Origin of the sequence: Brevibacterium sp. FAM 27836 (assembly GCF_051351055.1) — a bacterium.
Lineage (GTDB): Bacteria > Actinomycetota > Actinomycetes > Actinomycetales > Brevibacteriaceae > Brevibacterium.
The window spans coordinates 206,343-218,833 of record NZ_CP195711.1 but is presented as its reverse complement, the minus strand read 5'-3'; the positions used below and the strand labels follow the sequence as shown (position 1 = coordinate 218,833).

The 12,491-nt window shown below is 62.5% G+C and carries 10 protein-coding genes; 9 read left to right on the top strand and 1 reads right to left on the bottom strand.

Going from position 1 to position 12,491, the window contains the following annotated elements:
• Positions 1-119 precede the first annotated feature (119 nt).
• The 5 genes from ACSE4D_RS01010 to ACSE4D_RS00990 all read left to right on the top strand — a co-directional run bounded on the left by ACSE4D_RS01010 (position 120) and on the right by ACSE4D_RS00990 (position 5,178).
• Positions 120-761, top strand: coding sequence for a thymidine kinase (locus tag ACSE4D_RS01010; RefSeq protein WP_135538368.1), 642 nt, complete (start codon positions 120-122; stop codon positions 759-761).
• Positions 762-821: 60 nt separating this feature from the next.
• A complete protein-coding gene (locus ACSE4D_RS01005; RefSeq protein WP_436326464.1) occupies positions 822-1,601 on the top strand; it encodes an alpha/beta fold hydrolase in 780 nt (259 codons plus the stop codon).
• A gap of 104 nt (positions 1,602-1,705) precedes the next feature.
• Positions 1,706-3,352 (top strand): SLC13 family permease, encoded by a 1,647-nt coding sequence (locus ACSE4D_RS01000; protein WP_436326463.1) that lies wholly within the window; start codon positions 1,706-1,708, stop codon positions 3,350-3,352.
• 28 nt (positions 3,353-3,380) lie between these two features.
• Positions 3,381-4,451 carry an NADH:flavin oxidoreductase/NADH oxidase gene (locus ACSE4D_RS00995; RefSeq protein ID WP_436326462.1) on the top strand — a complete coding sequence of 357 codons (1,071 nt, stop codon included), beginning with the start codon at positions 3,381-3,383 and terminating at the stop codon, positions 4,449-4,451.
• A 73-nt stretch (positions 4,452-4,524) separates the two neighbouring features.
• The gene (locus tag ACSE4D_RS00990; RefSeq protein WP_436326461.1) at positions 4,525-5,178 is read left to right on the top strand and encodes an MBL fold metallo-hydrolase; all 654 of its coding nucleotides are present in this window, start codon (positions 4,525-4,527) and stop codon (positions 5,176-5,178) included.
• Positions 5,179-5,214: 36 nt separating this feature from the next.
• Here the strand turns inward: ACSE4D_RS00990 and ACSE4D_RS00985 are convergent, their stop codons facing one another.
• On the bottom strand, positions 5,215-5,799 hold the full coding sequence (locus ACSE4D_RS00985; RefSeq protein ID WP_436326460.1) for a hypothetical protein: 585 nt from the start codon (positions 5,797-5,799) through the stop codon (positions 5,215-5,217).
• 256 nt (positions 5,800-6,055) lie between these two features.
• On the opposite strand from ACSE4D_RS00985, the gene ACSE4D_RS00980 reads away from it, so the two are divergent.
• From ACSE4D_RS00980 to ACSE4D_RS00965, 4 genes are all read left to right on the top strand, one after another.
• Complete coding sequence (locus ACSE4D_RS00980; protein WP_436326459.1) at positions 6,056-7,861, top strand: ABC transporter family substrate-binding protein; 1,806 nt, start codon at positions 6,056-6,058, stop codon at positions 7,859-7,861.
• A 103-nt stretch (positions 7,862-7,964) separates the two neighbouring features.
• Positions 7,965-9,509 (top strand): ABC transporter permease, encoded by a 1,545-nt coding sequence (locus tag ACSE4D_RS00975; protein WP_436326458.1) that lies wholly within the window; start codon positions 7,965-7,967, stop codon positions 9,507-9,509.
• Positions 9,506-10,537 (top strand): ABC transporter permease, encoded by a 1,032-nt coding sequence (locus tag ACSE4D_RS00970; RefSeq protein ID WP_436326457.1) that lies wholly within the window; start codon positions 9,506-9,508, stop codon positions 10,535-10,537. Before ACSE4D_RS00975 ends, ACSE4D_RS00970 begins: the two co-directional genes overlap by 4 nt.
• On the top strand, positions 10,537-12,483 hold the full coding sequence (locus ACSE4D_RS00965; RefSeq protein ID WP_436326456.1) for an ABC transporter ATP-binding protein: 1,947 nt from the start codon (positions 10,537-10,539) through the stop codon (positions 12,481-12,483). The genes ACSE4D_RS00970 and ACSE4D_RS00965 overlap by 1 nt, the downstream gene beginning before the upstream one ends.
• Positions 12,484-12,491: the final 8 nt, after the last annotated feature.

The window sequence follows — 12,491 nt, the reverse complement described above, 5'->3', positions numbered from 1 at the left end:
GCCTCCATCTTACCTTCCGGACGATTTCGGTAGTCGGCCCGGGCCGATGATGGTGCTCACACCCCGCCCGGCACCGGGTAGTCTTCTGTGTCGGCACGGACAACAGAAAGAGGATGACAGTGGCCAAACTCTACTTCCGGTACGGGGCGATGAATTCCGGCAAGTCGACCGCTCTCCTGCAAGCTGCCTTCAACTACGAGGAGCGCGGACAGCGGGTCCTGTTGGCCAAACCGGTCGTCGATACGAAGGGCGCCTCCGAGATCGTGTCGCGCTTGGGCGTGACTCGGGAGGTCGACTTCCTCATCCCTCCAGACGGCGATGCCGAGACCATCTACGCCGAGCACGCCGACTACGTCGACCATGATGCTCTGCTCGAGTCGATCGACGCACCGAAGACTCCCGTCGCCTGCCTGCTCATCGACGAAGCGCAATTCCTCACCCCCGTCCAAGTGGATTCGCTCATGCGGATCGCCACGAATGCTTCGGTGCCGGTGATGTGCTACGGAATCCGCACCGACTTCCAGACAAAGGCCTTCCCCGGATCGGCACGGCTGCTCGAGATCGCCCACACCCTCGAAGAGCTCAAGACGATCTGTCGCTGCGGACGCAAGGCGATGTTCAACGGTCGCCTCGTCGACGGTCAGTTCATCTTCGATGGTGATCAGGTCGCCATCGACGGCAACGCCGTGACCTATGAGTCGCTGTGCCCACGCTGTTATCTCGAGTACTCCGGCGGTAGGCTGACATCGACAGACTCCTGACCGATCGCGACGTCGCCCTCCCGTCGAAATCCTGCCGCACCTCTTCTCTAGGAGCCTCCCATGCGCATCGCCGTCCGTGCCTTCAACGACAATCCCGGTTCTCCCGTCCTCGTCTTCGGCAACGCCCTGGGCACACGGATGACCTTGTGGTCGTCTGTGGCTGCACGCTTGACCGATGATTTCCAGATCTACGTCTCCGACCTGCCCGGACACACCGTGCCGGGGCCTGAGCCCCTCGCCGAGGCGGCCGAACCGCCCACGATCGATCAGCTGGCTTCCGGCCTCGTCGAGTCCCTGGCCGCCGAGGGCGTGACCTCCTTCGCCTATTGCGGGGTGTCGATCTCCGGCGCGATCGGGCTCTCGCTTGCGCGCAGCCATCCCGACGCGCTGACCGGGCTCGTCGCGTGTGCGACCGCGGAGAAGTTCGGCACACCGGATTCCTGGGAAGAGCGGATCGGTGAGGTGCGAACCTCCGGGACACGCGGCCTCGTCGACGACACAGCCGATCGGTGGTTCGCGGCGGGATTCCTCGGTGAGGACATCGCCACCGGCCACCTCGTGCTCGCCGACCTCGCCCTCATCGACGACGACGCCTACATCGGAGCCGCCACGGCGTTGAAGTCCTATGATCTGACCGGGCTGCTCTCAGCGATCACCACTCCGACCCTGTTCATGGCGGGAGCCCAGGATTCCGGGTGCACCCCGGAGGCGATGCAGGCCATGGCCGATCAGGTCGAGGGTTCGCGCTTCGTCACGATTCCCGACTCCGCGCACCTGCCGATGGTCGAACATCCGGACATCGTTGCCGATCACATCCAGGAGTTCTGCGACGGATTCTGAGATCGGAGCAGCGAGGGTCAGAGCACTTTGCATCCGATAGGGAGACCGCCGCTGCAGTAGGGTGGTGCGAAAGCACAGGCAACTCTGCTCGTAGAGGAGCGAAAATGTCCCCGCGCTCGAAAACACCTGAGTTCAGCTCCACCGAAATCGATTTGCGGTCTCCCGGCGAACGAGAACCCGGCATCAGCCGCAGCACGTTGCGGATCCGGTGGACCGGATTCCTGCTCGGGCTCATCTTCTCCACCCTCATATATGCGATCATGCCTGCTGGTGTGGGGCATCCCGCGAAGCTGACCGCAGCCGTCGCGGTACTGATGGCCGTCTGGTGGATGACCGAGGCGCTGCCGATCGCAGCGACCTCGCTCGTCCCGCTCGTCGCTTTCCCGGTGCTCGGCACGGATGTGGAGATGGAGACGGTGGGTGCCTCCTTCGGCAACCCGATCATCTTCCTCTTCCTCGGCGGCTTCCTCATCGCTTTGGCGATGCAGCGGTGGAATCTGCACCGCCGGATCGCGCTCGTGACTCTGAGCATCATGGGCGATCGGCCAGGGCCGATGATCGCCGGTTTTATGATCGCCACCGGATTCATCTCGATGTGGGTGTCGAACACGGCCACCGCGGTGATGATGCTGCCGATCGGCATGTCGGTGCTCATGATCGTGTCGAAGGTCGTGGGCACAGCGCTCACCGACGGTGCGGGCAAAGCTGCGGATACGGGCGAAGGCGATGACGCGCACGGAACCGCGGCTGACGAAGCCGCAGATCAGGCATCTGTCGGCGGCGATGACACCGGTCTCGGAGCGGTGGTCAAGTCGAACTTCGGCACCGCACTGATGCTCGGCATCGCGTACTCCGCATCGATCGGATCGCTGGGGACGATCATCGGCACTCCTCCCAACCTCTTTCTCGTCGGGTACCTCAAGGACAATCACGACATTTCCATTGGCTTCGCCCAATGGATGATCGTCGGTGTGCCGCTGTCGATCGTCATGATGGCGATCGCCTGGTTTCTGCTTGTCAAGGTCCTGTTCAGACCCGAGATCGATCACATCCCCGGCGGGCGCGAACTTATCCGAGATGAGCTGAGCAAGCTCGGGCCTATGTCTACCGGTGAGAAGCTGGTCCTCGTCATGTTCGTGCTTGCCGCCGCGAGCTGGATCTCGCTGCCTCTGATCTTCGACGAACCGCCGATCAGTGACGAAGGCATCGCAATGGTCATCGGCCTACTCCTCTTCCTCATCCCGGGAGGGGCGAACCGCGGTGTCCGCCTCCTCGACTGGGATACTGCGGAGAAGCTCCCGTGGGGTGTGCTCCTGCTCTTCGGCGGCGGTCTCGCGCTCTCGGCGCAGTTTTCGGACTCTGGACTGACCGAGTGGATAGGCAAGACGACGAGCGGCCTCGGAGTTCTGCCCATCGTCCTCGTCGTCGCGATCTTCGCCGCCATCATCCTTTTCCTCACCGAGCTGACCTCGAACACAGCGACGGCGGCGACATTCGTACCCGTTGTCGGGGGAGTGGCCATGGGTCTCAACTTCGACCCGCTGCTGCTGACGGTCCCCGTCGCCCTGGCCGCGACCTGCGCGTTTATGCTGCCCGTAGCCACCCCGCCGAATGCGGTGGCCTACGGTTCCGGATATGTCACCGTGGGACAGATGGTCAAGGGCGGCCTGTGGCTGAACATCATCGGCATCGTTCTCATCACGGCCACCGTCTATCTGCTCGCCGTACCGGTATTCGGGATCGCTGTGTGAGCCTGGTCGGAACTGGCAGACTTGAGCCATGACTGAGCTCTTCACACCGCTGACCCTGCGTGGCATCGAGATTCCCAACCGCATCTGGCTCGCCCCGATGTGCCAGTACTCCTGCGAAGCCGAGGACGGCATGCCCGGTCCGTGGCATCTGGTCCACCTCGGCGCCAGGGCTCAGGGCGGTTTCGGTCTCATCCTCACCGAGGCCTCCGCCGTTGTCCCAGAGGGACGCATCTCTCCGCAGGACGCGGGAATCTGGAACGACGAACAGGCCGAATCCTGGTCGGCCGTCGTCGACTTCGTCCACTCCCAGGGCAGCATCATCGGCATCCAGCTCGCCCATGCCGGCCGCAAAGCGAGCACGTACCGACCCTTCGCAGGCGAACCTCGGGGCAGCGTCCCGGAGTCCGCCGGCGGATGGTCGACCGCAGGTGCCAGTGCCGTCGCCTACCCGGATCTTGCCGAGCCGCAGGCGATGACGAAAGACGATATCGCCGAGGTGGTCGCAGCCTTCGCGTCCGCAGCCCGACGTGCTGTTGACGCCGGGTTCGATCTCGTCGAACTCCACGCTGCCCACGGGTACCTGCTCCATTCGTTCCTGTCTCCGCTGTCGAACCAGCGTGAAGACGAATACGGCGGCGACCTCGCCGGTCGCTCCCGGCTTCTGCACGAGGTCAACGCGGCGGTCCGCGCCGAGGTCGGCGAGGACGTGCCGGTGTTCGTGCGGATCTCGGCCAGCGAGTGGACCGAAGGCGGCTTCGACATCTCCGAGGCCGCCGAGGTCTCCCGCGGCCTGTCCGAAGCAGGCGTCGACCTCATCGACGTCTCGTCCGGGGGCAATCATCCGGTACGCATCCCCATCGGTCCCGGCTACCAGGTGTCCCTGGCCGCCGCCATCCGCGCCGAAGGCGTACCGACGGGCGCCGTCGGCCTCATCACCGACCCGGAGCAGGCCGAGACCATTCTCAGCACCGGCCAGGCCGATGCGATCTTCATGGCTCGGGCCGCCCTGCGCGAGCCGTCGTGGCCGCAGCGCGCCGCACATGTCCTCGGTGTCGAACCCGGTCCCTACCCGCCGCAGTACACTCGCGGAGCCTGGTGACCTGCCACTGATCCCTGCGGACAGACCGCAGACAGCGCACTCAACCGTGCACAGCGTGAAGAGGAGTTGGGAAATGAACACGATCGCAACCGAGCACGTCGTCATCCGATCGATCGCAGTCTCCGAGATGGAGAACAACGTCTACCTGATCACGGCGAAGGAGACCGGCTCGCAGGTGCTCATCGACGCGGCCGACGACATTGAGGCGATCTCCGGGCTCGTGGCCGCCGGCGCCGCGGACACCGAGGCGCAGCCGGAGCTGCGGGCGATCATCACCACGCACCGGCATTGGGATCATATCCGCGCATTGCCGGCCGCCTCGGCGAAATATCCGGAGGCAATGACGATCGCCGGGTCCGAAGACGCGGCAGCGATCGCCGAGGCCGAGGGAGTGGAGATCGCACACAGAGTCGACCACCTCGACGTCGGGGACTTCGGCGGCTTCGTCCTCCAAGCCATCGGGCTGCGCGGGCACACACCGGGGTCGGTCGCGCTGCTGCTGCGCGACGGAGGACATACGATCCTGTTCGCCGGTGACTCGCTGTTCCCCGGCGGGCCGGGGAAGACCTGGTCGCGAGGTGACTTCACCTCGCTCATGGACGACCTCGAGGGACGGGTCTTCGCAGCGCTGCCCGATGACACCCTTGTGCTGCCCGGACATGGGGCATCGACGACGCTCGGCGATGAGCGCCCGAAGCTGGGGGAGTGGCGCGAACGCGGCTGGTGACTTCCACCTGCCTGTGCTGCCCGCCCGGTGGCTCGTTCAGCCGGGCAGCGTTGCTATTCCCACTACGGCCCAGGCCGCGGCGAGGAGGCCCGCGACGATGATGCCGAGGTTCCACCGTGTTTCGATCGTGCGCTTCCCGCCCGGGTTGGCCAGCTCTTCGTCACTGAGACCTGCGTAGCGGTCGAGCACCGCATCGACGGCCGGGCTCGGGTTCTCGACGAGCCGACGCATATCGTTCTCATCCTTCTCCCACTTCTTGCCCTTGCCGGCCAGCGGCCAGGACGAGAACCTCTTCTCATGAGTGCGCACGCTCAGGCCGAAATGCGTCTCGAAGCCATCGACGAGGTTCCATGGGATGGTCACGGTCTGCAGCGGATTCACCAAGACGAGCTGCTGCCGGTGCAGTTCCACCCGCGGGTACCGGTAGAACCCGAAGACCAATGTTCCGACCGCCAGTGGGATGCCTGCCGCAGCGAGCCCGCGCAGGGTGAAATCGCCGATGACGATCGAGGCGATGCCGAGTGTGCAGAGTCCTGCGACGACGAAGAACAGGGCGGTCGAACCCGTCGTCCGCACGATTCTCGGCTCGGCCTGATTGCGATCTATCTCACTGTTAGCCACGTGTTCATCCTATCCACTGAGACTGGACAGAAGTTGTCCATTCGCTTGATTTCGAAACGGTAACAATTCGGAATTTTGCTCACAATGTGGACTCTGTCACAGTCGCTGGTGAATTAACTTTGAGGCAATCCATGTGAAAAACATGAACGCGATCACATCCGGATCGGTTTCTCCCGGTCGTCGGCTGTGGTCGGAACGCTCCGGCATTGGAGCGTACGCACGAGGGTGACTCGCCCTAAGACAACAAGGAGAGAACGTGAAAAAGCGCTTCCTCGCGGCCGGCGCCTCGGTTGCCGCAGCCGCAATGGTGCTCACCGCCTGCACACCCCCTGGCGGAGGCGACGACGAGGGCTCGTCGAACGACACCGCCCTCAACATCGGTTGGAACGAATCCTTCCGGTCGATGAACACCTTGACGGCGACCGGCAATGCGGCCTCGAATGCCCTTCTCACCTACCTGATGAACGACAGCTTCAAGCACTATGACGATGAGCTTGAGCTTCAGGACGGCACTCTCGGGGAGGTCGAGCAGGTTTCAGAGGACCCGCTCAAGGTCAAGTACACCTTCAACGACGATGCCAAATGGTCGGACGGCACCCCCGTGGATGCTACCGATCTCGCTTTGACCTGGGCTGGGCAGTCTACGCACTTCAACACTGTCGAGTCGAACAACAATGACGACGGCTCTGTCAAGGAGAACGACGAGAAGACCGTCTATTTCGACTCGTCAAACATCGGTTCGCAGCTGATCAAGGACTTCCCAGAGATCTCTGACGACGGTAAGGAAGTCACTCTCACCTATTCGAAGCCATACGCCGATTGGGAGGACGAATTTGGCGTCGGCCCGGACGGCGTTGGAGTCCCCGCACACATCGTCGCCAAGAAGGCTCTTGGTGTTGATGATCCCGAAGAAGGCAAGAAGGCGATCATCGACGCGTTGAAAGACAAGGACACCGAGAAACTATCGAAGATCTCTAACACCTGGAACACCGGGTTCGACTTCACTTCGATGCCGAAGGACGAGGACCTGTTGGTCCACAGCGGTCCTTACAAGATGACGAAGTTCGAAGAGGGTCAGTATGTCACCCTCGAACTCGATGACAACTACAGCGGATCTATCAAGCCGAAGATTAAGACCGTGACGGTCCGCTACAACGGCGACCCGATGGCCATGGTCCAGGCGATTGAAAACGGCGAAGTCGATCTCACTCAGCCTCAGGCGACGTCCGACGTGCTGTCGGCTGCTGAAGACATCGACGGAGTCAAGGTCGATACGGGCGACGACGCCACCTATGAACACGTCGACTTCACCTTCGACAACAAAGGCCCCTTCGATCCCGAGGCGAACGGCGGTGATGAGGAGAAGGCGAAGAAGGTCCGTCAGGCCTTCCTCAAGACGGTGCCGCGTCAGGACATCGTGGACAAAATTATCAAGCCGCTGAACCCCGACGCTACGACCAGGGACTCGTTCAACCAGGTTCCCGGTTCGCCTATGTACGACGCTATCGTCAAGGGCAATGGAATGGACGCGCTCAAGGATGTCGATGTCGATGGAGCAAAGAAGTTGCTCAAAGAAGCAGGCGTCGACAGCCCGACGGTTCGCGTTATGTACGACAATACGAACTCGCGCCGTCAGCAGGAGTTCCAGCTGATCAAGGAATCGGCCGAGAAGGCCGGCTTCGAGATCAAGGACGTCGGCGACGTCAACTGGGGCACGCGCCTCGGTGACGGCACCTACGATGTATCGCTGTTCGGCTGGCAGTCGGAGGGTACGGGAATCACCGAAGCCGACGCGAACTTCCGCACCGGTGCTCAGAACAATTACGGCGGCTACTCGAGCAAGAAGACCGACAAGATCCTCGATGAGATCCTTGTGGCGCCCGAGGAAGACCAGGAGAAGTTGTCGACAGAACTTGAGAAGCAACTCACCGACGATGCCTTTGGTGCGCCGCTCTTCCAGTTCCCTTCGCTGCTCATCTACAGCGAGAAGCTCAAGAACGCGTCGACGATCACGGTGTCGCCGACACTGATGTGGAACTACTGGGAGTGGGAAGTCAACTGATCCGCGACTGACGCGATCGGTTCTTCTCCACCCCTGCCGCTGTGGGGATCACTCTGTGGTCCCCACAGCAGCGTTTTCGGAAGATTGAAACGGACACCACATCATGATCAGATTCATCCTCAGACGATTGCTGTCGACGGCACTCGTGCTTCTCGTCGTCACTTTCGTCCTCTACATGCTGCTCAACGTCGCTCTGGACTTCTTCTGGGACCTGCGCGCGAGCACCTCACCGAACATCGAGGCCCTCTACGAGTCGCGTCGACGACTCCTCGACCTCGATACTCCCGCAGTCGTCCGCTACTTCAAGTGGCTGGCAGGCGTCGGCGGCTGCGCCATCGGCCAATGTGACTTCGGCATCGCCTGGAAATCCGGCCAGGAGGTCACCGGCCAGCTGCAGGGCGCGATCGTCAATACGATCAAGCTCATCACTGCCTCGACGATCGTGGCCATCATCCTCGGCATCGCCGTCGGCATGATCTCGGCCATCCGCCAGTACTCGGGCTTCGATTACTTCATCACCTTCGTCTCGTTCCTCCTCTACTCGCTTCCTGTCTTCTGGGTGGCGGTGCTGCTCAAGCAGTACGGCGCGATTGACATCAACAACTTCATCAACGATCCGACCCTGGAATCCTGGTGGCCGATCATCATCGGCTGTGTGGCCATGGGTCTGTTCTGGATGGGAGCGTTCGGCGGCAGACTGAGAAGACGTGTCATCACCTTCTCCGCCGCCGCGCTCATCACCTTCGGCACCGTCTACTACATCCTTGCCAGCGGCTGGATGCAGCAGCCGAGCATCGGTGTCGTCGGCATCATCGTCATCGGCCTCGGTGCAGCCATCGTCATGACCTATCTGTCGACGGGGCTGAAGAACAAGCGAGTCCTCTACGCTTCGCTGAGCATCGCGGTCATCGGCGCGCTGCTCTACATGCCGCTTCAGTATCTCTTCTACTACGTCGAGATGAACTGGCTGTGGATGTTCGGGCTCCTCATCGTCACTATCGCCGTGGCCATCGGTCTCGGGCTCGCGTTCCGCGGGCCCGACCCCTGGGACACCGCACGCACGACGAGCTTCACCGCCCTCATCGTCGCCGTGCTCATCTTCGCCGACCGCGTGCTGCAGGGATGGCAGAAGTATTCGGACGATCCGGCGATCAACAATCGCCCGATCGCGACGATCGGCGCTTCGGCGCCGAACATCGACGGGGACTTCTGGATCACGAACCTCGATTCATTCACTCACCTGTTGCTGCCGTCGATCGCCCTGGTCCTCATCTCCTTCGCCTCCTACACCCGTTATACACGCGGTTCGATGCTCGAGGTGATGGGTCAGGACTACATCCGCACAGCACGGGCCAAGGGCCTCAACGAACGCACAGTGATCATGCGCCACGCCCTGCGCAATGCACTGCTTCCGCTGGCCTCGGTCGTCCCCGTCGACATCATCACGATGATCGGCGGTGCCGTGATCACGGAGACGATCTTCGGCTGGAACGGCATGGGCAAGCTCTTCATCGACTCGCTGAGACAGGCCGAGCTCGACCCGGTCATGGCCTACATCCTGATCACAGGTCTGCTCGCCATCATCGCCAACCTGGTCGCGGACTTCCTCTACGCCGTCCTCGACCCGAGAATCCGAGTGAACGCATGAGTACCAACAACGACAATCAGAACGCTCTCGCTCTCGACGACGTCGGGGACAATGCGATCGAGTCGAAGGAAACCGAAGGTCTGTCTCAGGGCAAGATCGTCCTGCGCAAATTCCTCCGGCACAAAGGCGCGATGATCTCCATCGTCGTCCTCGTGCTCGTGGCGATCTTCGCTTTCAGTGCACAGGGCTTCGCGGGCATCTCCGGCTGGTGGAAATTCAGCCATACCGCGTCCGGAACCGTGCTCAATCCCGGGGGAGCCCCGACCTGGTCGCTGTCGAATCCGTTCTCGTTGGGAGATCATCCCTTCGGGCAGGACGAGATCGGTCGCGACAACTTCTCCCGGGTGATGAAGGGCACGCAGATCTCCCTCATGGTGATGTTCATCATCGGCATCGTGTGCCTAGTCATCGGGACGATCGTCGGCGCCGTTGCCGGTTACTACCGCGGCTGGGTCGACTCGGTCCTCATGCGCATCACCGACGGATTCATCATTCTGCCGGTCATCGTGGTCGGCTCGATCCTCGGTGTCCTCGCAGGAGGGGCGAGCGGCCTGTTGCTCGGCGTCGCACTGGGCTGCATCCTCTGGCCAGGTCTGGCGCGTCTGGTTCGCGGTGACTTCATGTCGCTGCGCGAACGCGAATTCGTCGATTCGGCGCGTGTGGCCGGAGCCAGCGACTTCCGGATCATGTTCAAGCACATGCTGCCCAATGCCATGGGCGTCATCATCGTCAACACGACGCTCATCATGAGCCAGGCGATCGTTCTCGAAGCCTCCTTGAGCTACCTCGGTTTCGGCATCAAACCGCCTGGCATCTCCCTGGGCCAGCTCATCAGCGAATACCAGACTTCGTTCGCGACCCGACCGTGGCTGTTCTGGTGGCCCGGACTCTTCATCATCATCATCGCTCTGTGCGTGAACTTCATCGGCGACGGTCTGCGTGACGCCTTCGACCCGCGGATGAAGACCATCCCGAGCTGGCGGAAGATGAAGAAGGCCGAGCGCATGGCACAGAAAGGGGCGAAGTGATGACTGTACAGTCCACACGCTCACCCGGTCAGCCCACCAAAGGATCGCCGATCCTCGAGGTCAGAGACCTCGGCGTGAAATTCTGGGTCAGCGACGAATGGTGGATGGCCGCCGAGCACCTCGACTACACGGTCAATGCCGGTGAGGTCCTGGCGATCGTCGGTGAGTCCGGTTCCGGCAAATCGCAGTCGAGCATGTCCCTGCTCGGTCTGCTGCCGAGCAATGGTCGAGCCACCGGTTCGGCGAAACTCAATGGGCGCGAGCTCATCGGGATGCCTTCGGAGAAGATGCAGGACGTCCGCGGCAACGACATCTCGGTGATCTTCCAGGAGCCGATGACCGCACTCAACCCGGTCTACACCGCCGGCTACCAGATCGTCGAGACTCTGCGCGTCCACCTCGACATGGGTCCACGTGAAGCCAAGGAACGGGCACTCGAGCTCATGCGCCTCGTCGAGATCCCGGATCCGGAGGACCGCTTCCACTCGTTCCCGCACCAGCTCTCCGGCGGTCAGCGTCAACGCATCATGATCGCGCAGTCTCTGGCCTGCCAGCCGAAGCTGCTCATCGCTGACGAGCCGACCACGGCCCTCGACGTCACGGTGCAGGCGGAGATCCTCAAACTCATGCGTGAACTGAAGTCGAAGCTCGACGCCGGGATCATCCTCATCACCCACGATATGGGTGTCGTGGCGGACATGGCCGATTCCATCATCGTCATGCGGGCCGGCAAGGTGGTCGAAGCGGGTACCGCTGAGGAGATCTTCTACAAGCCGCAGCACCCGTATACGAAACAGCTGCTCGGGGCCGTGCCCCACTTGGGCACAGGCCTCGAGGGTGAGGCCTTCGGTGCGAGCATCGGCGATGTCGACTCCTCGTCCTTCGGGCAATCCGACCCCGACGGTGCCGACCCGTTGCATGACGGCTCCCGCGATTCCGTGGGCACCCACCAGGCGGGGGCCGCGACTGTGGCCGAGGGCGGAGCCAACCGCACCGATGACCTCGACACCGAATCGCGGGCGATCGCCGAGGCGGGTCTGCCCGACCATCACATCGAGATGGACTCGACGGAAACCTACTACCACCCCGGCTCGCAGGCGGACTTCTCGAAGCCTTCGGCACTGCAGCTGCGCGACGCTGCTATCGAATATCCGGCGGCGGGGCGGAAGAAGGCCTTCCGCGCCGCTCACCACATCAACCTCATGATCGCTCCCGGAGAGGTCGTGGGGCTGGTCGGCGAATCCGGTTCGGGCAAGACGACCATCGGTCGTGCCGCTCTGGGACTGCTGCCCACCGTCGAAGGCGACATGGTCGTCAACGGCAAGAGCATCAAGGGCCTGAGCAACAAGCAGATGCGTCCGCTGCGCAAAGAGGTCGGGATCGTGTTCCAGGATCCCGGCTCATCGCTCAACCCACGCCTGCCTGTCGGGGAGTCGATCGGCGAACCCCTCTACCTCCACGAGGGGATGAAGGGTCCCGGGCTCAGCCGTCGGGTCGAGCAACTGCTGACGGCGGTCGAATTGCCGACGTCGATGCGCAATCGGTACCCGCATGAGCTTTCGGGCGGTCAGCGTCAGCGCATCGGCATTGCGCGGGCACTCACGCTGCGCCCGAAGCTGCTCATCGCCGACGAACCGACATCGGCGCTCGACGTGTCCGTGCAGGCGAAGGTGCTCGACCTGTTCGAGGGCCTGCAGCAGGAATACGGTTTCGCCTGCCTGTTCATCAGCCACGACCTGGCAGTCGTCGAACGCATCGCCGAACGCATCGCCGTGATGCGTCACGGATACCTCGTCGAAATCGGCAGATCCTCGCAGGTCGTGTCCAATCCAGTCCACCCGTACACGCAGCGTCTGCTGTCCGCAGTTCCGGTGCCGGATCCGAAGGAACAGCGCAAGCGTCGCGAGGCCAGGGACGCCGTCCTCGAAGCCACGATGAACGCCTGACCCGGCGA